This window comes from Methanosarcina subterranea, from assembly GCF_055385895.1.
The window spans coordinates 4,243,127-4,265,652 of record NZ_AP042426.1 but is presented as its reverse complement, the minus strand read 5'-3'; the positions used below and the strand labels follow the sequence as shown (position 1 = coordinate 4,265,652).

At 41.2% G+C, this 22,526-nt stretch carries 18 protein-coding genes and 1 pseudogene; 8 read left to right on the top strand and 11 right to left on the bottom strand.

Going from position 1 to position 22,526, the window contains the following annotated elements; genetic code table 11:
• Positions 1-20 precede the first annotated feature (20 nt).
• From ACZ5A8_RS18590 to ACZ5A8_RS18570, 5 genes are all read right to left on the bottom strand, one after another.
• The gene (locus ACZ5A8_RS18590; protein WP_464530841.1) at positions 21-974 is read right to left on the bottom strand and encodes an ABC transporter ATP-binding protein; all 954 of its coding nucleotides are present in this window, start codon (positions 972-974) and stop codon (positions 21-23) included.
• Positions 971-1,933 (bottom strand): ABC transporter permease, encoded by a 963-nt coding sequence (locus tag ACZ5A8_RS18585; RefSeq protein ID WP_464530839.1) that lies wholly within the window; start codon positions 1,931-1,933, stop codon positions 971-973. The genes ACZ5A8_RS18590 and ACZ5A8_RS18585 overlap by 4 nt, the downstream gene beginning before the upstream one ends.
• Positions 1,930-2,877, bottom strand: coding sequence for an ABC transporter permease (locus tag ACZ5A8_RS18580; RefSeq protein WP_464530838.1), 948 nt, complete (start codon positions 2,875-2,877; stop codon positions 1,930-1,932). Before ACZ5A8_RS18580 ends, ACZ5A8_RS18585 begins: the two co-directional genes overlap by 4 nt.
• Before the next feature lie 89 nt (positions 2,878-2,966).
• Positions 2,967-4,751 (bottom strand): ABC transporter substrate-binding protein, encoded by a 1,785-nt coding sequence (locus ACZ5A8_RS18575; protein ID WP_464530836.1) that lies wholly within the window; start codon positions 4,749-4,751, stop codon positions 2,967-2,969.
• A 417-nt stretch (positions 4,752-5,168) separates the two neighbouring features.
• Positions 5,169-6,173: a PHP domain-containing protein gene (locus tag ACZ5A8_RS18570; protein WP_464530835.1), complete on the bottom strand. Its 1,005-nt coding sequence runs from the start codon at positions 6,171-6,173 to the stop codon at positions 5,169-5,171.
• Between the two features lie 382 nt (positions 6,174-6,555).
• On the opposite strand from ACZ5A8_RS18570, the gene ACZ5A8_RS18565 reads away from it, so the two are divergent.
• Positions 6,556-7,020: a hypothetical protein gene (locus tag ACZ5A8_RS18565; protein ID WP_464530834.1), complete on the top strand. Its 465-nt coding sequence runs from the start codon at positions 6,556-6,558 to the stop codon at positions 7,018-7,020.
• Between the two features lie 239 nt (positions 7,021-7,259).
• Here the strand turns inward: ACZ5A8_RS18565 and ACZ5A8_RS18560 are convergent, their stop codons facing one another.
• The gene (locus ACZ5A8_RS18560; protein WP_464530832.1) at positions 7,260-8,144 is read right to left on the bottom strand and encodes a follicular epithelium yolk protein subunit; all 885 of its coding nucleotides are present in this window, start codon (positions 8,142-8,144) and stop codon (positions 7,260-7,262) included.
• A gap of 608 nt (positions 8,145-8,752) precedes the next feature.
• Between ACZ5A8_RS18560 and ACZ5A8_RS18555 the strand changes: the two genes are divergently transcribed.
• Complete coding sequence (locus tag ACZ5A8_RS18555; RefSeq protein WP_464530831.1) at positions 8,753-9,649, top strand: HNH endonuclease; 897 nt, start codon at positions 8,753-8,755, stop codon at positions 9,647-9,649.
• 46 nt (positions 9,650-9,695) lie between these two features.
• Here ACZ5A8_RS18555 and ACZ5A8_RS18550 read toward each other — a convergent pair whose 3' ends face one another.
• The 3 genes from ACZ5A8_RS18550 to ACZ5A8_RS18540 form a co-directional block, all read right to left on the bottom strand.
• Positions 9,696-10,040: an endonuclease/exonuclease/phosphatase family protein gene (locus ACZ5A8_RS18550; RefSeq protein ID WP_464530829.1), complete on the bottom strand. Its 345-nt coding sequence runs from the start codon at positions 10,038-10,040 to the stop codon at positions 9,696-9,698.
• A 527-nt stretch (positions 10,041-10,567) separates the two neighbouring features.
• Positions 10,568-10,837, bottom strand: coding sequence for a type II toxin-antitoxin system RelE family toxin (locus tag ACZ5A8_RS18545; RefSeq protein WP_464530828.1), 270 nt, complete (start codon positions 10,835-10,837; stop codon positions 10,568-10,570).
• Entirely contained in the window at positions 10,827-11,021 is a 195-nt protein-coding gene (locus tag ACZ5A8_RS18540; protein WP_464530827.1) for a hypothetical protein, read from the bottom strand. Before ACZ5A8_RS18540 ends, ACZ5A8_RS18545 begins: the two co-directional genes overlap by 11 nt.
• 164 nt (positions 11,022-11,185) lie before the next feature.
• Between ACZ5A8_RS18540 and ACZ5A8_RS18535 the strand changes: the two are divergent.
• The 4 genes and pseudogenes from ACZ5A8_RS18535 (at position 11,186) to ACZ5A8_RS18520 (ending at position 16,298) form a co-directional block, all read left to right on the top strand.
• Positions 11,186-12,365: pseudogene (locus ACZ5A8_RS18535) on the top strand (IS256 family transposase).
• An 806-nt stretch (positions 12,366-13,171) separates the two neighbouring features.
• Positions 13,172-15,397, top strand: coding sequence for a TIGR04279 domain-containing protein (locus ACZ5A8_RS18530; protein WP_464530825.1), 2,226 nt, complete (start codon positions 13,172-13,174; stop codon positions 15,395-15,397).
• A gap of 335 nt (positions 15,398-15,732) precedes the next feature.
• A complete protein-coding gene (locus tag ACZ5A8_RS18525; protein WP_464530824.1) occupies positions 15,733-16,023 on the top strand; it encodes a hypothetical protein in 291 nt (96 codons plus the stop codon).
• Between the two features lie 122 nt (positions 16,024-16,145).
• Positions 16,146-16,298: a hypothetical protein gene (locus ACZ5A8_RS18520; RefSeq protein ID WP_464534268.1), complete on the top strand. Its 153-nt coding sequence runs from the start codon at positions 16,146-16,148 to the stop codon at positions 16,296-16,298.
• 207 nt (positions 16,299-16,505) lie between these two features.
• On the opposite strand, the gene ACZ5A8_RS18515 is transcribed toward ACZ5A8_RS18520, so the two are convergent.
• Together ACZ5A8_RS18515 and ACZ5A8_RS18510 are read right to left on the bottom strand one after the other, a co-directional pair.
• Positions 16,506-17,438 carry a hypothetical protein gene (locus ACZ5A8_RS18515; protein ID WP_464530823.1) on the bottom strand — a complete coding sequence of 311 codons (933 nt, stop codon included), beginning with the start codon at positions 17,436-17,438 and terminating at the stop codon, positions 16,506-16,508.
• A 13-nt stretch (positions 17,439-17,451) separates the two neighbouring features.
• Complete coding sequence (locus tag ACZ5A8_RS18510) at positions 17,452-18,216, bottom strand: DUF6345 domain-containing protein (protein WP_464530821.1); 765 nt, start codon at positions 18,214-18,216, stop codon at positions 17,452-17,454.
• A 765-nt stretch (positions 18,217-18,981) separates the two neighbouring features.
• On the opposite strand from ACZ5A8_RS18510, the gene ACZ5A8_RS18505 reads away from it, so the two are divergent.
• Complete coding sequence (locus ACZ5A8_RS18505) at positions 18,982-20,322, top strand: DNA double-strand break repair nuclease NurA (protein WP_464530820.1); 1,341 nt, start codon at positions 18,982-18,984, stop codon at positions 20,320-20,322.
• The gene (locus ACZ5A8_RS18500; protein ID WP_464530818.1) at positions 20,312-22,486 is read left to right on the top strand and encodes an ATP-binding protein; all 2,175 of its coding nucleotides are present in this window, start codon (positions 20,312-20,314) and stop codon (positions 22,484-22,486) included. Before ACZ5A8_RS18505 ends, ACZ5A8_RS18500 begins: the two co-directional genes overlap by 11 nt.
• Positions 22,487-22,526 lie beyond the last annotated feature (40 nt).

Sequence of the window (22,526 nt, the reverse complement as noted above, 5' to 3'; positions counted from 1 at the left end):
TTTAGATAGGCTGTCTGCTCTCAGGGATATAAAAAACACCTCACAGATCTTTCGTCAATCTCTTTAAGCTCCGGGTGTCTATCAGTGCAGCTTTTTTTCCTGAGTGAACATCTTGGGTGAAATTTGCAGCCTGAAGGAGGGTCGCTGAGTGGAGGGGAAAAACCGGGTATGGGAACAAAGCCATTTTCGGGCAGGCTGTTCAGGAGTCCCTTTGAGTAAGGATGTAAGGGTCTCTCAAAAAAGATTGAAGATTCAGCAAGTTCAACAACCTCTCCGGCGTACATTACGGCGACCCGGTCTGCAAGCCTCTGCACGAAGCCAAGGTCATGGCTTATAAGAAGCATAGCAGTCTTTTTTTCCCCTTTCAATTTCTTAAGCTCGATTTCCAGCTCAGTGATGCATTTTCTGTCAAGCCCTTTGCCGGGCTCATCTGCTATAAGGAGGATCGGGTCAAGCATAGTTGAAGCCGCGATCAAAAAGCGCTGGTTCATCCCTCCTGAGCACCATGAGGGGTAATAGCTAATCCACTCAGCGACGTTTACAAAACCCATATTTTTCAGGACGGTTGCGGCTTTGGAAATCGCTTCTTTTTTCTTTTCCTTCCGGTGCACACGCAGGGGTTCTGCAAGCTGGTGCCCTATGGAATACACAGGGTTAAGGGCAAGGGACGGGTTCTGGAAAATGATCCCAATTTCTTTTCCCCTTGTCTTTGCAATCTCTTTTTCACTTAGTTCTAGCAGGGATTTTCCCACTAATTCCACAATCCCTTTTACTCTGGACTCAGGGGGCAGAAGGCGTACAATTGCGTGTGCGACCACGGATTTTCCACAGCCTGTTTCTCCCACGAGAGCCAGAGTTTCGCTTTCTCCAATCGAAAATGAAATGCCTGAAAGAGCGGTTATGGTTTTTATTCCCTTAAAAGAGACTTCGAGATCCCTTACTTCAAGCAATGTTTTCGTGAAGTGGGCTTTCATAACGTACTCGCACCCCCGCCTGTGTATTTCTCCCCTTTTGTCTCAAGCCCGAACCCTACCATTGCGATAGACATCACGCAGAGGGTAATGCAGATCCCGGGAGGCATGTACCACCACCACATATCCCTGATAAAACCTCCTCGGAAAAAGGCAAAAGAAAGCATACTTCCCCAGCTCCTCATACTTATATCGCTGAGTCCCAGGAAAGAAAGTGAGGCTTCCGAGATCATTGCTGAAGCTGTTGCCAGCATGAATTTAGGTAACAGGACATGTACGATATTGGGGAAAATGTCCGAGACCATAATATGCCAGGCGGAAAAGCCCATACATCTGGCGCTTTTAACGTAGCCTGCTTCTCTGAGCTGCAGAGTCTTTGAACGGGTAACTCTGGCGGTAGATTCCCAGGACAGGAGGCCAAGCACAGGGATCAAGATCCAGATACTAGGTTTCAAGAATGCTCCCAGGACTATGATAAGGGGAATTTTCGGAATAATAAGGACAACATCGGTAAATCCCATCAGAAGCTCATCAGTGGCTCCCCTGAAATAACCCGCACAGAGCCCGAGAATAGTCCCTAATATGGTTGAGAGAAGGGCCGCTGCAAAGCCTAAGGTCATTGAAATTCTTGCCCCGTACACAAGTTCGGAGAGGATGTCGTTTCCTATATCGTTTGTCCCGAGAAGATGTCCTTCCGAAGGAGCTCCATAAGGCATGAAACGCTCGTTTGGGGCATAGGGGGCAAAGAGAGCAGGGAACAGCGCCATGCACAGGAAAACGGCAAAGAGGAGAATGCCTCCCCAATTGAATTTTCCCGGAAAATCTTTCTGTCTCCGGAAACTCCTGAATGATATTCTTCCAGGAAAACTGAAGCTGGGAGTTTCCAGCTGTTTTTCAGGATGCCCTTCAGTACAGGTTTCTGTTATGCAGGTCTCTTCAATACGGGCAGCTTCCAGACTCATGCCGGCCTCCTTACTCTGGGATCGATTAAAACATAGAGCAGGTCAGCAAGCATATTCGCAAACAGGGCCGTAAGGGCAATTACCAGAAAAGCCCCCTGGAGAAGTGGATAATCCTTTCCCATTATTGCTCCATAAATAAGGGTGCCCATGCCGTTTAAGGAGAATATTATTTCTATAAATAGTGCCCCGCTGAAAAGAAACCCAAAGTCCATGGCAAGCAGGGTTATGGCCGGAAGTGAGGCATTTTTTATGATGTGCCTGAAGAGTATGCCGGTATCGTGCAGGCCTTTTGCCTTTGCATATAGCACGTAAAGCTGTTCCTTTTCCTGGATTACGCTTCCGCGCATAACCAGAAAATTCCTGGATGCTGAAAAGATAGACATTACACAGACAGGCAAAAAGAGGTGATGCAGCATATTCCCTATTTCCGGGGAATCATAAAATCCCTTTGAGGGAAAGAGCCCTAGCTTGAAAGAAAAGAGATAGAGGGAAAGGAGGGCAAGGAAATAAGGTGGTGTGCAGGAAAGTACAACAAAAGCAAAACCTGCAAAACGGCTCATTCTTCTTTCCGGCTTCCATCCGGCAAGAGCCCCTAGCAGGCTCCCTAGCAGGGCTCCAACAATCACTGATACTCCTACAAAAAGCAGGGTCCAGCTCATCCTGTCCAGCAGGATTTCTGCAACAGGAGCATGGAGGTGATAAGAATACCCAAGGTCAAGGTGCAAAAGGTCCGAAAGGAAGGACACAAACTGCTCATAAAGGGGCATGTCAAGCCCGAGTTCTACTCTCAGCTCTTTCATAACGCTTTCAGACACATAAACATCTTCTCCTATAAGGTTTTTTACAGGGTCTCCAGGCATGAACCTTGGGAGGGTGAAATTGATGACGGTTATAAGTACCAGTGAGGCAAGATATCTGGTTGCTTTTCTTGTTATCTCTGACATTGCTCTTATTTTTCCGGTTTCTATTTTTTACTATTTCTCTTTTCAATTTTCCTTTTTTACTGTTTCTTTTCCGATTTTTTTCCTGTCTTCTATGCCTCTATTTTCCTAACATTTACAAAGTTGTCCTGATTATAGATCCCGTACAGAGGGTCAGTGTACCATCCTTCGAAGTGCATATTATACGGGGTAACCACGCTGCTCCAGTAGAGGGGAATTGCAGGCAGGTTCTGTGCATAGTAGTCCTGAAGCTCGTATGCGTAATCCTGAATTTCTTGAGGGTCCGTGGTTGCGAGAATATCATCGCAGAGACTCAGGAACTCGGGGTCATTCAGGTTATGCAGAACCCCTTGGCCTGTCCGTCTGGAATCAAAATAGCCGCTCCCCCAGCTTGCGTGCATGAGCATGCCCCAGGGGGTAGAGCGGGTTACTGTAAGATCGTATTTGTAATTGTCCTTGAGAGCAACCCAGGTGTCCGCATCTGCAGTTCTCAGGTCTGCGGCAAGGCCCACCTCTTCCAGATATTCTTCAATAAGTTCACCTGTGCGGGCATACTCTGGCCGAATAAGGATTTCAAGCTTAACGTCTTTTCCGTCTTTTCCTTCCAGAATTCCATTTCCATTGTTGTCCGAATATCCTGCTTTTTTCAGAATTTCTCTGGCTTTTTCGGGGTTGTACTCAAGCTTTTCGGTTTCCTTGAAAGCTTCCATGGAAGGCGGCACAAAGCCGCGATTCGGAACTTCCCCGTACCCAAGAGTCTCAAGCCTCGCGATCTCTTCATAATTTATGGTATAGGCAAGGGCTTCTCTGAATTCCGGGTCTGAAAAAGGAGCTATCTTCAGGTTCGGGGCGAGGAAGACAAGCCCGATATCTGTTTTTTCCAGAAAGTCAAAATCTCCGGTTTTCTCGAGCTGCTCAATGCCGGAATAAGGGTATGATCCGGCATATTTGTAATAAGTATCAACATCTCCGTTTTTAAGGGCAAGGGTGGCAACATCCGCACTTGAGTAAAAATGGACCTCTACAGTTTCAGATTCCGGAGCTTTACCTTTCCAATAAGGGTTTTTCTCAAAAACAAGCTTTCCGGCGTTAAAGTCTATTAGCTTTAGATAGTAAGAACCGCAGCCAACATAAGGACCGTTATTTGTGTACTCCACCGGGTTTTCAATTGTTTCCCAGATATGGGCAGGGAGGATATTATAGGTCGCAAATTCCAGGTCAATACGGGTGTAAGGCTTGTTAAATTTGAAGGTCACGGAATTGTTTGTGTCCGAAACAGCCGAACTTTCTAGAGTATCATTTATCCATCTGGCGGAGGGTGTTTCTTTCCCGTAATAGCGAATTGAAAACTCGACATCTTCCGGAGTCACAGGTTCTCCATCGCTCCAGTAGAGGTTGTCTCTAAGGTAAAAGGTCCAGCAGGTGTTATTTTCCGAGACCTCATAGCTTTTGGCAAGCTGACCTTCAAGGTGCCCATCGGAGTCCATTTTCATGAGGGGCGGGTTTGAAAGATGAGCAAAAACTCCCAGATTTGAGTCTCCGAGAAATGATGCAGATTTTACTATGCTTGGAGTTGCAATTTTCAGGATTGATACTTCAGAATCTGCTGACTGCTGCATACCCGTGACTGCTGCTTCGGAAATTGCTTCAGGGCCCTGTAGTTTTTCTTCTTCTCCCAGCAGGCCTTTTATATACGTTATAATCCTGTCAAATATCCCGCCGTTTGAGGGCGTAAGATTTTCTCCAGAATCCTCAGGTTCTGCTGCTCCTGCTGGATATATGTTTGAGCAAAAAAGAATCATCAGTACTACAAAAATCAGCCATTGTTTCAACCCTTTGTTTAATCCTGACTCCGTGAAATCTTTCCCCTGTTTCATCCTGCTGCCTCGTCTTGTCCCAAGTTTTTTCTTCTTGATTTAATGAATAGCGCCAAAGGTTCCGGTTATTTTGAAAAAATCATTGTTCTCCCGCTTATTGTTATCCTGTTCTCCTCTAAACCACAAAGGCTGCGGGCGGTACTATGCGTGAATTATGAGTAAGAAAGATAGTGACAACCTTAATGTGCTTTTCTCTTTAGCTTTGTTTGCATTTTTTAACAACATTAATGATCCAGATAATTAAAAATCATACTAAATCGTTGTTTTTTATGTTAAATAAACTAAACAATTCGCGATATAAACCTTTTGATTTTTTTATATTTTTTTAAAAAACAGATTCATATGTGGACGGTTTTTCAGGTGCCGGATCTCAATCGAGCCGGAAAAAGAAAAAACTGGAAGAGAAAAAAATGTGCTTCAATTTCGATTTTTGATCTCAATTTTTTTTTCGATTTCTTTTGCAAAACTCTTTTCCGAATGAATATAGAATGAAGCCGGAAGCCCTGTGTTTGAGATCATATAGAACAGGTTCATAGCTGTCCGGTTAAGTTTTGGAGAATAGTTTAAAAGAGCGCTCCTCGAAATTTTTACCATTGCATCCAGGGACTTTATTCCTGTAAGGTAACTTTTTATATCCCGGTTCTTCTGGCTTTTTTCGAATATCAGATCTATCCAGGTATTCATCTCTTCGATCAGGAGCTTTCTTGTAAGGTCTTCGGGAACGATGTAATTTCTTCCCTTTTCTATATTCCTGAAATATTCCCTGAAGCTGTCTCCTTTTGCAAGGGTATATACCTGCCCCAGTTTTCCGGAATGAGTGTCCGTTGTCGCAACAATGCTTTTACCAAACCTCTCTGCAAGAGCTATCGTAAGTTCGTTTTTCTGCTTGAGCTCATGCATATTATATTCAAGTACAGGAAAGAGCTTTGCCAGTTTCGGCACTGCAGAAGGGTTTGGTTGCCGGTGGAACTCAAACCAGAAAGGGTGATTATAAACAAAAGGAAGTTTGTGCCGCTTGAGGTATCCTATAAAACTTTTGAGGTTGTGTTCTATTATTGCTATTTCTCTGAGTTCTGAAAATTCCTCCCGGTCAAGCTCGAAAACATTGACATGCAAAGTATGTCCTGCAAGTTCCGGGTCATATATGGTCATCTCAACTCCAGGGACAAGCTTTTCACGGTCCCATCCGAGAATTTCATATGCCTCCATTGTATCGTGGTCAGTAAATGTCACAAAATCCATGCCCATCTCAAGAGACTTTTTGTAGAGACTCTCGGGATTCAAATCATCTGCCGGAAGCACGTCAAAAGAACAGGTTGTGTGCACGTGCAGGTCTGCCCGTTTCCAGTCTTCTTCCATAAGCTCAGCTGCCCGTTCCGGTGCTATCAGCTTTTCCTCGTAATTCCTGTGCCTTCCCCCCATAGGCGTAGAATCCTGAGATTTTAATTTTTCCCTGATTATTTTAATTCAGTTTTATATTTCTCCTATTATAGTATAATCCTTTTTTTAAATTAAGGTTTCCCGAAAGACCAAAAAACAGTTCTTTAAACTCTTCAAATTACTTCGCGATGATGAATGCAAAATAATAGAAGGAAGAATGGATGGGAACGAGAATTTATTTCTCCTTAAATTATAATACCGGGAAATTCAATATTAATAAATGGCTCTTTTTGGGGGAAGAGCATGATAATTAAATCCATCAATCATTAACTGAAGAAGTAAACTTGACTTACAATTCATTTTCTATCAGGGACTGTAGAATACAGATCTAGAACTCGAGGACTGCTTTTTCGAATGAGGTTAATTGCCTGCTGAGGAAAGGGCAAAGCATTTCGATTTTATTTTATATGCCATTTATGCGGCAATATTTGACAATTTAAGGGGGAATTCATTGTCTGAATTAGATGAACAGAATATACTGTCTAGATTAACTAAGTTAGAACAGAAAATGAACAATCTGGATAATAACGCAAATGCTCTGATAGATGAATTAGAGAGTCTGCAAACTGTGGCTAGAGAGTTAAAGATGGAGGACTTTGTCGACAAATTCAATGAATATATCGAAGAGATAGAGGTTGTTAAGGAAGATTTAAGCTGTAAGTTATCTGATGAGATAGAAAACGAACAGATGAAAGAACTGGTAGAGTCAAGGATGAAGACTGTCCCGGTGGACATCGAGAAACTGAAAAATGAATATAGTTATGTTCGCGGTAAAGTAGCAGAGATAAGAGATGAAATAAATGAAAGTAAACCGACTAACGTGGGTTAAATATTAAACTGAGCATCGAGGGTTAATGCCGTAATAAGGGGCAATTGGGGGTGAAGACCGATGCATAATCAACTGGCGTATAACCAACCGGTGAATAAACTTCCGGCAAAAGACTAAAGCCCTCTGTTTGCCTGCCTCCTGCTTGCCCTCTTTATCTGACCCTTAATTTATGTACTATCTGATCTATTAATATATCAATCGGTCTATTAATACACTGCATGGTCTACGCTTTATATGCTTTACACTGCTTTAATTGCTATTTTTTCAACCGCGGGTCTGTTTGCTGCCAAAAATGTTGCTTTTAACTGTCCTGCCGTGTCTCTGAGTTCTATTTTTGCATCTGAGTAGTAGCCGATCTCGATATCTTCCGTGAATTCTCTTGTAGTCGAAAGACTGGCAGCGCCCATAACACCGGTAATGGGAAGAGACCAGAAATGGTGGTCTTTGTAAGTTGGGTTATAATTGACAGCAGAACTACCTGTCAGATGTGCCAGGTAAACAATCCTTACTTTCATTACACCTCTGCTTGCTGTCAGTACAGCTTCAACCGACTCTCCTGGATTTAACTGAACAGTAACTCCCGAACTTGAACCGACTGTAATGCTTTTGCTCTCAGAACCTCCCTGCCCCCAGGAATGGCTGTAAGACATTGATGTTTCTCCCCCTCCTCCGGCTCCCAGGAAGCTGACTTCATAAGTAATCGTCTGCCCTACTTCGATTGTGTCCGTCTCAGACCAGTTACTCTCCGTGGTATCGTTGACCTGGTCTGAAATGCTGGCATCGAAAATGGCTACCTTTGTGCTGCTGTTGACGAATTTCTTGGTTGCCACTATAACTGGTTCTGAGGTAATCCCGGTTACTATTGAACTCTTGACGTCCAGTATTGTCTGAACCTCAGCCCATCCATATGTTTTGTAAAGGTCATCCCAGGGGGTGGGGCTGTGAAGATATGCATCATTCGGGTTCTTTCCGAAATATTTTCCAACTGCATTCTTGAGACCTGCGTCTTCAATGCCGAATGTCTTTCTCTCTTTGTCTGTGATGATGTGCTGTACACTTCCCGAAGCGCTGACACTCGAAGTTGCTGCGTCTGCGCCTGCCTTTATGCTGATTTCAATTCCCATACTTTCCTGTATGAAAACCATCTGATATAAATTTTTTGAGAAAGTGATAAAATAGGTTTCCGCGTATTTCACTCAAATTGGAAGCAATGATGCAGATACATACAACCTACGTTCCGCATTTTTAGGTGCATAAAGGTCATCCGATGTTGGATTATGCACTTAAAAAATAAGCGCATGATTTTTCTGACTGGATTTCAAAATCGGCATCAATTGAGATCATATATTTGTAATAATGATTATATGCGCTTAAAATGTGGGAACTAAGGATACAACGGCACACAAGCCAGTCCGTAAACAGAGTGGGTCAAGCCCCTCGATAATGATTTACTTGTATCACAGGGATTAAGGGAACGAATAGAATACCTGAGAATGAATGAGCGACCAATTAAGCCGGAAAGATGCTATATAAGCCAGCTAAACGAAGTTACACAAAAACAGGCAGTACATATTCAGAGCTTAATTCAGGAAAACAGTAAATTGAATATGAAGCTATTACCTGAAAATACGAAAATAAATAAACCTTGGTGGAAAATTTGGTAAGGTTCAGATATGCTTGAGCTGATGTATTGACATGTATGCCAAAATGGATTGACTATTTTGGAGGAATTATGACTGATCTTAATATTGATAAACTTAAGGAAGCAATTATATCACTTTTTCCCAACGATGAATATAGAAAAATTTGCTTGCGCTTATTTCTCGAATCACTCAACAAAGCCAATTCATATGGTAATAACAAGTGGGGCGCATATTACTATAATGAAGGTGTTCGTCTCCTTGTTGGCAATCTTATTGTTCTCACAATTCATAAAAACGGTATATGGATGGCTCTTGATAAACAGTCATTAAATGAGATAAAGGATGCTCAGATATTAGAAGATAGTAGTCTATGGAAATGGGAAACTGGAGATTATTCTGAGTATAAAGCGGTTCCATCACATAATGGATATTACATACCTTCAAATGAGGATAAAGAGATTTGGCCTTTAATAAGAGAAATTCATTTTAGATATATTGAGAAAGTAGCAAATAAATATAAGTGGTTAAATTATAAAAGTCAATCAACACATTCAGATAAATTGTTGTATTATATAAAATACGAACTTGGATTACAAAGTATTCCTGTTCCAAATTATAGTAATACAGAATTAGAAATGGCAGAGGAGATTCCCCAAAAAGAAAGTGCTAATTTATTTGAAGGAGCAAAAAAACAAGTCATAGTGAATGCTTATGAACGAAATCCAACTGCCAGAAAAGAATGTCTTAATAACTATGGATTTAAATGTAGTGTTTGCGGGTTCGATTTTGAAGAAGTATATGGGGAAATAGGAACCGAATATATTCATGTACATCATTTAAAACCTTTAAATGAAATTAATGAAGAATATCGAGTGGATCCTATCAATGATTTAAGACCCGTATGCCCCAATTGTCATTCGATGTTGCATAAAGCCAAACTTTCAATTGAACAGTTGAGAGAAAAGTTGCGAATACATACTATCTGAATACACAAACAAGTTGTCCATATTCAGAGCTTGATCCAGGAGATTCTTACAGTTGATCCCCCGGCTTAATATTAATTTCTATTAACAGGATTGCGTGATCTGACATTGCTTCAGATTTCTTTCCTGCGAATACATAGCTACCTGACTCTATGATGTACTTTGCATCAAGAACGTCAAAATGCCTGCTGATGAAAGCATGGTCGAGTCGCCTTTCACTACCATTTTTAATGGCCCAGTAACTGGCACCTAATTTTGGCATTGCATGTTGCCAGCCTTCGTCCACTAGTTTGCTTAGCCGATCACCACACTTTGCTCGCGAGTCGCCAGGGTCAGTATTGAAATCCCCCATGATCACGAACGGGTGATCCCTATTATCTGCTGCGATCTTCAAAATCCAGTCCCAGCATTGGCGTTTGAATGTGGGGGTGATTATGGGTTGATTACTGAAATCGGGCACACGCATGCCAAGAATGTCGAAACCCTCCAAGGTAGAAGAATATGCAATGCATTGGAAGGAACTGATTTTTCAATATTCGTCGGCGCTAAGATTTTTCCGCATTCAAGTGTTGTATTCGCAGCGATGAAAACTTGATTTTCTTTGAGTACTCGCTTCGACATAACATGATGTGTGAATCCATATGAGTAAAGTTGTTCAATGAATCTTTGATGTGACGAGCCAGGGACATATTCTGTAAGCACAATGACATCAGGTGCCAGTGAGGCAATCGCCTTAGCCATGTGATATGGAGTCTTTCTATTGAATGTACGATGATTGATATTCCATGTGAGCAGTTTCATTGTTGTTTGATCCTCTTTAATTCAACGGAATATACTTTTACAGATATATTAGCTGAATATATTGAGAGCGCGTTTTATAGGAAAACTAAGAAAGGGTAAGTGAGAAAAAAGTTTTGAGGGTTATTTAAAACGGTTGTACTTCTTATGCGCCTGTTCAGCCGTTATTATATTAAAAACAAGAACCTCGCTTCGTTCAAAATCAATTTCGTATAAAATGCGAAAATCACCTGCACGAAGCCGATAGACCGTTTTGTGACTTCCTTTTACTTCTTTTTTGTTTCCCCCTGGCAAGGGGTCTTTTAGTTCTCGAAGGGCCTCTTTTATTTGATCCCTATGATCTACAGGAACCTTTTCGAAGACCTTGGGGTGGATCAGAACTTTAAAGGTCATCGATGCTCACGAACTCGTCACGATGTTCTTTTATGAGCCTATCGCCTTCGTCTATAAGTTTATTGCAGTTGTGTTCGTGGATCAATTTTCGTATAACTGTATTGTAGTCATCACCCATTTTTCCAATGGTTTTTAACTCGTCCCGGGTATCTTTTGATATCTGTATGGTTGTAGTTTCTGACATAATAATCACTATAGCGATTATATTATTTATATCCATGATGATTCAAAAAAATCATAAAGTTACCAATCGGTTTACTTTCTCAATTTTACAGGGTGCTTAAAGTGTGTGTTTGTGAACTAAGTTAGTCCAGATCGGCAGTGTACCGAAAGTTCTGTAAAATATGATTGACTCTGTATCCTTTTCCTTTCACCACAAAAAAAAGAGGATGCAGAGTCAATGGTTAATTTATTCCCACTCATAAAAGATTATCTTGTCGATCAGGAAGATGGAATTCGCCAGCTAATTACCTGGTTTTTAAACCTTGTAATGGAGGAGGAAGCCCTCCTCCAAGCTGGTGCACAACGTTATGAGAGGACAGATTCACGTAAAGCTAGTAGAAATGGCTACAAACCCCGAACTCTCCTGACCAAGCATGGGAAACTCGAATTATTAAAGCCTCAATTCCGTGAGTTTCCCTTTGAAACTCAGGTTTTTGAGAAATATTCAAGAGTTGAAAAGGCCATCTTAACCGCTGTAGCTGAATCTTACCTTCAAGGAGTTTCCACCCGAAGGGTGAAAAAGGTCATGACTGCATTAGGAGTAGGAGAAATTTCAGCCTCTTCTGTTTCCAGGATTACAAAAGAACTGGATGAGAAGGTTGAAGAATTTCTCTCAAAGCCAATAGAACATGAAATCCCTTACTTGCTTATCGATGCGACTTATTTCAAGGTAAGAGATGGGCTTCATTACGAAAACAAAGCTCTCTTTGTAGTTGCTGGGATCAGGGATGACGGTTACCGTGAAATTCTTGGAACAAGATTAGCAGACAGTGAAGCCTCTATGTTCTGGGAAGATCTATTCGATGATCTGAAAAAAAGAGGGTTAAGAGGTGTCAAGTTAATTATTTCTGATGGCCATAAAGGAATACAGAAAGCAGTAAGAGAATCCTTTATTGGATCAAGTTGGCAGATGTGCCATGTACATCTGGCAAGACAAGTTCTCAAGAAAGTGCCAAAAAAGAAGCAGAAAGAAGTGGCTGAGAAGATAAAAGAAGCATTAGTAGACCGTCAGAAGTTGAATGACCTGATTATGGAACTGGATAGTATGGGGTATGAAGGCGCAGCTGATACCCTTGAAAGTTTTCAGTATGATGTAATGAACTATATGCAGTTTCCAGAAAAACACTGGAAAAAAATAAGGACAACAAATATGATGGAGAGGACCAACAAGGAACTCAAAAGAAGAAGCAAGGTAGTTGGAGCATTTCCTAACCAAGACTCAGTATTGAGACTGGTAGTCTCAATACTAATTGATATAAATGAAGACTGGATCACAGGAAACAAGTATATAGTAATGGAACAGTAATCAAAAAAGAAGAGTAAGGGGTAGAGAGTAAATTTTACAGAAAATTAAGCACACTGCCTCCAGATCATATAGGAATAAGTTAGTTCTCGCAAAAAAGTGTACTACTTAACAACTTTTTATTCTTAGAGAAAACCCGCACATTTGAAAAAGACCCGATTGATATTGTTTTCCACTGCTATTGATTTATGCATTACTGTTCCAAAAATTATGTGGGAGTAAGCCAAAAAAACAAAACGTAGGTCGTCTATTTGTATTCCTTTGTTATTATTTCACAGTCATCGTAATAACATCTATCTTTATTTTTTTCCGTGAGTTTGGCTTTTGTAGAGCCATCGTGTTGCAAAGGCATCAAAACGCAATCAAAAGTCGCGTTTGGTATTCTATTCTGAAAACACCAATCCTGTATCAGTGGACGACCAAAGGACTGGTTTGTTTTTACTGTAACTGTAACAAAAAGATATATTTTTATAAGAACCCGTAACCAACTGTAACCAAGTTACGGACGATTATCAAAAAACCTTAGAGCCTATCCGAAAAGTCAGTAATGCATGTTCAAAAGTTACAGTACATCTATAATATCCGAGTATCCTTCCCGTTTGTGAATATTGCATATTGTGAAAGTTACGGTAGGTCACAACACTTTTCGGATAGGCTCTTAGCCGATTTCCATTATTATACGACAAGTGGGTACAAAGATTCTAAATAATCAAATTCTAAACAAACTGGATTTCAATCAAGATGAAACTTTGAAAATGAACGTAAAACCCAAACTTACGTCGAAAAGAGAGAATTAAGGGGTGTAGTGATTGAAGAAAAAATCAGGGATATGTAGAGGAATATCTGGTAGAAAATGGAGAGTAACCTGGATTTTATTAATTCTTGTTTTTTCAATAATTTCGGTATCAGCTACAGGAGCAGATAACAGCACAAAAAGCCATACAAGTGATGTAGTAGATATCTCCGAACAAAACACAAATGCAAGTAACGTAGTTGATGTAACCTACCAAAACACAAATTCAAGTGCCGGAGCAGATGACCCGAACCAAAACACAAATTCAAGTGACGTAGTAGATGATCCGGAACAAAAAACAAATTCAAGTGACGTAGTAGATGATCCGGAACAAAAAACAAATTCAAGTACCGGAGCAGATGACCCGAACCAAAACACAAATTCAAGTGACGTAGTAGATGATCCGGAACAAAAAACAAATTCAAGTGACGTAGTAGATGATCCGGAACAAAAAACAAATTCAAGTGACGTAGTAGATGACCCGAACCAAAACACAAATTCAAGTAACGTAGTAGATGTCCCCGAACAAAACACAAATTCAAGTGACGTAGTAGATGACCCGAACCAAAACACAAATTCAAGTAACGTAGTAGATGTCCCCGAACAAAACACAAATTCAAGTGACGTAGTAGATGATCAGGAACAAAAAACAAATTCAAGTAACGTAGTAGATGTCCCCGAACAAAAAACAAATTCAAGTGACGTAGTAGATGATCAGGAACAAAAAACAGATGAAAGTAATGTAGTAGATGTCCCCGAACAAAAAACAAATTCAAGTGACGTAGTAGATGATCAGGAACAAAAAACAGATGAAAGTAATGTAGTAGATGATCCGGAACAAAACACAGATGCAAGTAATGTAGTAGATGGCCAGAAACAAAAAACAGATGCCAGTACCGGAGTAGATTGTAAGGAAAGCTCCAAAGTTAACTCTGAACAAAAAACAGATGCATGTAATGAAAAAAGTACCGGAGCGAAAACTGAATCAAAAACCGAAGCATACAACGGCACAAAATCTCTGGAAAGTGGGGAAGTGAGCCCTGAAATAAAAGTATACAACTGGACATACAGCGCAGGAAACGAGTCGGTAATACCTGAGATAAAAGCAGAGGGCAGTAGCTGGAACAATCTGAAATTCATACAATCATATCCCTATTCTTTTCGTTCATTTTATACTGTAAACGAGAGCGTGAAGATAATCTATAGAGGGCCTGAAACTCTCGGACAGCAGAGCATTGACATATATCTTGTTAAGGAAAAAAGCCCGTTTCTTCCTGAAAATGGCATTTCAAACGGCATAAATGAAAGCACGATTACTCTTGAAGATGTCTTCAATAATAATACAGAATCTTACATCCAGATACCTGCGACTTTGAACAAATACGGAGACTTATCTCCCCTAACTGTTGGTCCTCTTCCTGCTGGCAGTTACTGGGTCCTTATAACCCTCGCAGGAAACGAAACCGAAAAGCCCGAATCGGAAAAAGATATTCTTTTAGCGAACTATTTCGAAGTTCTCAAATACGAACTGGAAGCCGGAGTTCCGTATACCCTCGAAGAAGGCGAAAGTTTTGAAGTCAATCTGAACCTGAAGAATGCACCTGCTCAGAAGAATTATACTTACTGGGCTGTACTGATAAGGGAAGATGCCTATACAACATATGAAGGCACAAATCCAGGCTCGATGAATACCGGAATCAGGCCTATCGTGAACGGGATCGATATTATCAGAAGTTTAGAAACCAGCTTGATAGAATCTGAGTCCGAAACCGGAAAAGGAGAACTTGAGAGCAATATCCAGGCCCTTATCGGAAAAGGCAACGGCATGATAAGTATAGGCGAAAAAAACCAGAGCACCCTTTCCCTAAAAAGCTTCGAACTTCCTCCCGGAGACTACCTCCTCCTTGCAGGTGCCTATGAAAATGACGAGGGCCTTGCAGGTATAGCCCAGAAAAAACTGAGAATCTCCGCCGAAAACTCATACGGGTCAGGCTTGAAATCCAGCTCAGGAAATCAGATATTCGGCAATATCTCTCCAAGAAAATACACCGTCTCTTCCTTGCTGGGAATTAACCCCCATCTCGAAACTCCAGACGTATTCATATCCAAAGATATCAAACCCTACATTCAGGCAAGAGCATCAGTAGAAGTCGTAAGAAATCCTCCAAAAATCCCCTCCTTCCTGATAGGTTTTTCAGGAACCCTCCTGATCGGGCTTGCTGTACTGAGGAAATATAGATAAAACCAAAAAATTAAATTGCGGGCGGCCACCTCACCCTAAACAGGCCGTCCGACAATTACTGATAGAGTTTTTTTCTTTTTCAGTGACGATTGAGAATTAAAGCTGGGAATCTTTTAAAAGTATTTCTTTTTGGGGGGACTGCGTACTAAAATAACCCTCTAATTGTAGTTAGCTTGTGATTTCTGTTTTCTATCTTCTTTCTCTATCATTTGAGAGGATTCTTCCTAAAAAACAGTTGTATTTCTTATTTCCAGCACCTGTTTTCCAGGAAATCTGCCGCCAATTCCGGCTTCCACTCAACAAATATATATCACTCCTTAAAGTATCTTTTATCCATGACCCTTGAGCCCGTGCATATGCATAAGATCTCGGAGCTTGCAGAGAGGATTGACCGTTCATTTGAGCTTGATGAGTCAAAAACGGCGGCTGATATTTATTTTCTGCTTGAGGAGTTGAAGATTGACGGGAAGGTAATCCTGAAGGCTGTGGACAGTCTCTTTCGGGGGATGGTCAGGCCCGAGCTGATGGCACAGGGCGAGGACCCGTATCCTGTTACTTATGCCTGTGACAGCGGGAGCACGAACCCGAAGACTTATGACAGCAGGTTGTCTCAAAACTACATTTGATTCTACAAATGGGTTAAAAAATTAGACTTTAAGGTAAATATATACCTGAATTTCAGAATAATTTCCGATCTTCATTTAAACCCAACAATGCCAATTATCCAATTGTAGAAATGAGTCGAGTTTTGAGACAGCCTGACAGCGGGCTTTTTGTGGATTTTTGCCACTGCGGGCTGGCTGCAACTCCTACCGATCTTGATGTCCAGAGGTGCAGGACAATTGTTTGTGCGGTTATTAAGTTTCATAAAAGAGTTGAACGGCAAGGATCGATCCGATAGGAACACGTATATTCTTGTTAGGAATTGTAGGGAATGCTTCTGTTTTGTGATGTTCATTGGATCGAATAACACAAAAATAGAGAGCACTTATTTCTATATAACTACCAAAGCCAGGTTTTAAACACTTTAATCTTAAAAACTGATTGTTTTGCAAAAAAGTAAGAAGTGTGATGGTTCGTTTGAACCTCACTTCATTAATACTCTATATTAAACTGCTGAAACAAATTCTTTGTATGGGACTTCCTTGCCGTTGCCTTTCGCAATACCTTCAAAAACATAAACTGGAATCACAGATTTCTGTTCATAAATGCGAGGCTGCATCAAGTATCCAATTGATATGTTATCTATGGTAATTTCGTCTATTTGCATCTCAAGTGCTGGAAGGTCGGTATTTCCTGCAACTAAATCATTATATGCTTCAGTTGGTGATTTGATACTTGTATTCCCAGTTTTAATAATTTCTCTTAGTGTTTTTGTAACACCAACAACTTCTCCTTTATCTCCTAAGTATACTGTGAATTCATCTCCATATACTGGAATCCCATCAATATCTCGGGAGTACGTGACTCCAAGTGTAACATCATATGATTCAACAGGTTCTTTTACACCTGCTTGTATTACCCCAAATCTTACACAAGATTTCACACTTTCAACTTTTACATGATCAGGAAGCAAATCTCTACTTAAAAGATATTCGTTTGCGATCTTTTTTGCTTCATCTTCAGAGGGTAAATCAGGCTGCGATTCTATAACGCCCCCATATTTTTTTTCAGGTATTTCATAAACGATTGAATTAGAATACTTATAGACTGAAACCTGTTCCCTTAAATTTTTTGTATTATCTGTTACCCTAATTTCTCCAGTTGATTCACTAACAGTTTCTGGGGTTCCAGATACCCCAAAAATTTCTGCAATTTCTGTTACGTAGTCCATTGTGATATCTGGTGTAACGACTGTATATATTGCATATGAATTTTCAATTTTTGGGAGTTCGGTGTTAAGTATGAATTTGGCCCCATTTGTTCCCTCTTCACGAGGTAAAAGACTTTCAGTATCTTGATTTATATACATTGCCACGCTTGAAGCGGATGCCATCAATATGATTGTAATGCCTAACATGAGTAATTGATTTCTTTTCATTTGTACCACCTACTTAAGTACAATCAAAATCCCAGTAGTAAGTTGTTCCATCAACTGTGGGATCTGATATAACAGAACCTTCTCCCCAAATGTGGTCATACCGACAGTTACTACTTTCACCAATCACACGAAGACTACGACCACTGCCATGCGTTTCATCAATCGCATGGAACCATGCATCTTTTACCGTTTCTCCATTAAGGAGTCTGTCTGCAAAATTTCCTCCGTCTTCGGCATAATTCAATGCGGTTGTGTAGAAACCACAGACCAGATGAACACCGTTGAATCCATACTCTGGTCCATTACCCTGTATAAAGTTCGACGGCTCTGCTGTAGAACTGCATGAGTGCAAAGCAATCCATTCTAGATCATAATCTCCCCATTTGATTTCGTTTTCATAGATGACACGTTTGGTGTAAGTAGCAAGATGAAGGGAATCATCTTCTCCATGTCCCTGATAAAATACAATATCTGCACCATCAACATAGCTGGAATCTACTCCATTTACTCCACTATGTTCAAAATGGGCGTCACTTGCATAACTATTACCCATATTAAATTTCTTAGTCCATCCGGCATTTCCCAAAGTGTTGTAAAAGTCTTCTGCTGAATTGTCACTGTTAGGAAGATCACTATATGGCCAACTATAATCTGTAACCCATTCAATGCCAACCTCTGGACTTGACGAATCACTGTCGTCTCCAGTTCCAGCGCTTGCATTTGAAACCAAACATATTGCAATTAATAATAATGTAATTGATTTCAGTTTATTCTTCATTCTTTCTTTACCTCATCCAATTTACTCCAGAGGCAAGATTACGCAAACCATAAGCATTATCAAAGCTAACCATAACCTTGCCTTCGGGCGTTCAGGGGTTCAAGCCGACTCTGGAAATTTAGTTTGAATCCCTCCTCACATTTTTGCAATGTGATATGGAACAATTGAAATTAATCTTATTAAGCTTTTATACCCAAATCATCAAAATATAACATAAGTTATATTACGATTTTACTAAAAATTAATACTATAAATTCGTATTTTAATTGAAAATATAGCTTTATGAGGCTGTTTTTACATTAGTTCGTTTAAGAGAGCGAAGCTACTTGAGAAAAAAGTAAGATAAAAAATAATAGAATAATAAAGGATCATTAATAAAAAAATAAAAGTACACACTAAAATTAGTTATTTATACTTATGTATTGAAACCAGACCCTTGGCAACAGCTATTGAAATTCTGGATATCAATACTGCAGTTAAGAGAACCATGAAAAGATTTTCCTGTTCAGCAAACTGAGACACAAAATAAAAGAGGATAACACTTAACGGCAACGCCGCGAATTTGCTGTAAATTCTGATTCAAATTTTTATGTATCGAGTGTAAGTAAGTTCTTCGGATATGGATTTTTCTACCCGTGAACTTCTTGAGATTCGTACTTTTACAGAAAAATCGGCACACTACACCTGTTTTTTCCAGGAAAGCGGCTGCTTTTTATTTTTCTCCACTCAACAATTATATATCACTCCTTAAAGTATCTTCTGTTTATGACCCTTGAGCCCGTGCATATGCATAAGATCTCGGAGCTTGCAGAGAGGATTGACCGTTCATTTGAGCTTGATGAGTCGAAAACGGCGGCTGACATCTATTCTTTGCTTGAGGAATTAAAGATTGACGGGAAGGTAATCCTTAAGGCTGTGGACAGGCTCTTTCGGGGGATGGTCAGGACTGAGCTGATGGCACAGGGAGATGACCCCTATCCCGTTACTTATGCCTGTGACAGCGGGAGCACGAACCCGAAGACTTATGACAGCGGGCTTTTTGTGGATTTTTGCCACTGCGGGCTGGCTGCAACGCCTACAGATCTTGATATCCAGAGGTGCAGGACTATTGTTTGTGCTGCTTATTCTTCTTCGCAGAGGATAGCAATGCGGGCAACATCAGGCTGGGAGACCTTTGATGAAGGGCTTGGAAGGGCAAAACTGGTCACAATTGCTCCGGATGAGCTGAAAAGAAAGGCTCCCGACATGGTGCACAGCTTTGCCATGTATCTGGCAGAATCCGAGCACATGCTTTTCATGAAGGACCTGTTAGAAACGAAGAGTTTTTTCATAATAGACGGGCCTATTTATCCTAAACAGCTTATGTACTGGATGGTGCTGGATGACGAGGAAGTGCAAATCCGGCAGAACGATAATGCCCGAAAAATCCTCCAGAATTACATTGATATTATGGATCATTTTCTGGAAAAGAGGAGTCCTGTGATAGGTTTTGTAAAAAATCCGACTGACAGGCAGATTATGGATGGTGTCCGAAAGAAAAGGGAAGGCTTTGACCTGCCCTGGATGCTTGACGCCCAGTTTTTCCGAAACCTTCTCTCCCCTTACAAAGTTGATAGCACACCAGAGCAGGGGCATGATGGAAGGAATTCGAAAATTAACGGGAAAGACGGCAAATATAACGGTTCCAGAAATACTTACATCACTTACACCAGCTGGTTTTTGCAACCCAACAGGTTTTACGAAAAGATGCTTAACGGGACTTCCCCACTTGCGGCCGCGGACACGTTCCAGCAAAAGCTCAGGCACAAGTTTTTGCCTGAGGATTATGCCCTCTGTTTCTTCATGCTTTACGTGCCTTCCACGGATGTGGTTTTTAAGGTTGAAGCTCCTTATGGGCTTATTAAGGATGATTTCCTGCGCATGCAGATTACCAAAAAAGTGCTCTTTGACCTTTCTTTGCATGGTTTTCCCCTTACTCTCACAAAGGCAGACCACCTCGCAAAAATCAGGAAAGTGGAGAGAGAAGAGATCGATAAATTCTTTGAAAATATGAGTCCTGATACCTCTTATAATGACACCCGGTGGGGTAAAATCAATGAAATATGAAGATGCCGATATTCTGGCTTTTATTTCCAATAAGCCAAAACTTACTTATGCTCCTGAAAAGGATACCGGATCAAACGAAAATGCAGGCCCAAATGAAAGTTCCGGGAATAAGGCGAAGGATCTGGAAAAGAAAAACCTGGAAAAGGATCTGCTTACGGAAGCCTCCGGTCCGGACTTGCTGCCAGCTTTTGAAGAATTCCCTGTTTCTTCATCTGAAGCTCTCAAGAATACTCTTCCAGCTGAAGCTCTCACGGATGCTCTTTCATCTGAAGCCCTTATGGAAGATAATTCCCATAACTCTCTAAATATTATCTCAAATACAGTCTCTCAGGCTCTTTCCAGTATTTCTAGGGTTGCTCCGGAACCAGTCTCCTCTTTTTTCCCTGATAGCTCTTCCGTTTCCAGGATTTCCGGAGAAGACGAACTTCCTTTTGAGGCATTTGATGAATATGATCTCGGAGCCTCCAGAGTTACTCCAGCTCTGGATGAAGCCTTCGGAATTGTCACAACAGGCATAGAGCCTCTGGAGATAACCCATTCAGGAGCTACGATTACAGGATATATCGCGTCTGCCCGCAGGAGCGAGATAAGACTCGGGACATATGTTGTCGTGCCTTACGAGGGCGGAGAAAAGCTCTTTGCAAGGGTAGGAAAACTTCAGTACAGGCAGGAGTTTGCAGTGGACGATGCAACTGAAATCCACTCAAGGCGCATGTTGAACGCCCGGGCAAGCCCTATAAACGAAGCAGACTACAAGTTCCTTGCCTGCCTTGACCCCCTCTGTATCCTGTACCGGAAAAAAGCAGACAGTGCACTCACACGCAGGATGGCAGACAGAATTCCCCGCCCGAACACTCCTATCCTGCCTGTTACGGATAGGCTTGAAGTCCAGACAGGGCTGAACATTCCGGAAGAAGGAGTTTTCCTTGGGCACCTCAGCGTTGGAGGCGAACTTGTAAAGACTCACTCAGAGCCCGAAACAGTCGCTTATTACCTCAGAAATGATTATTCTATGGGAGATCCCCTTATTTTCAGGCACATGCTGATCTGCGGGAGCACCGGAACTGGAAAAACTTTCCTCTCGAAAAACATCCTTCGCCAGTTCATGACTGAAAGCAACAGGTACAGGCTGCGGAACTCTCCTGATAAAGCCAGAAAAAATCCATGCCTGGTAATTATGGACCCTCAGGATGAGTATTCCCAGATTTTCGAGGACAACGAAACCCTTGCAGAAGAGGACAAATTCAGGTTTGAGTCCGAAAATGTCACTTACGGCAGGGTTCAGTCAACAAAGGCTTTTGTTGCAAAGGTTGAAGGGCAGAAATATCCCGGAGATAAGTCAAGGGCAGAACAGATCGAATTCACAATTCCTTTTTCCCTTGTGAAGCACAACTCCTGGTTGATATCGGCAGCCGGGATGTCAGAACTTCAGTACATAGGACTTGAAGTGCTTCTGGGGGATTTTTTCAAATCAAGCGTTCCACATACCTACCTGAACTTCATTAACCATATTGAAAATGAAGGTACACGTTCCTACTATGTTGACAGCGGAAAACTGCATGAATCTTCTTATGATGGAATTGTGAGGAGAGTAAGTAGTCGGTTTTTCCCGAAGGTCTTTGACCAGGACGCGACTCCAATCACCGACATCGTAGACAAAATCTTCAAGCCTGGGCAGATTTCGGTTTTCCCGACCGAGTACATAAGTTCTCCCAGAATCAGGGATCTCATAGTGCTCACAATTATGAGCCTGATTGTTGACAATAAACTCAATACCACAGGTATTGATGCCATCAAAGAAACTCCGATCATCTTGGCGCTTGATGAGGCCCATCGCTATCTTTCCAGTGCAAACGGGGAACATGCCCGCCTTATTATCTCACGTTTCGCAGATGCAGCCCGTCAGGGAAGAAAAGAAGCGTTAGGACTATTTTTGATCACGCAGGACCCTCAGGATATCGATGACACTGTTTTCAAACAGGTGAATACAAAACTGATCCTTAACCTCAACAATGATACTGCAATCTCATCTTTAAAAGTCCCTAAAGAGTACGAACGCAGGATTCCCTACCTTAAGAAAGGGCAGATGATAATCCACAGTCCTGATAACAGTGATATTGTAGAGATTCTCGGGCTTTCAAATTGCGTTGTAAGGCACCGCTAAAAAATATGAAACAAAAAGCAGGAGAATAAGTAAAGAAAAT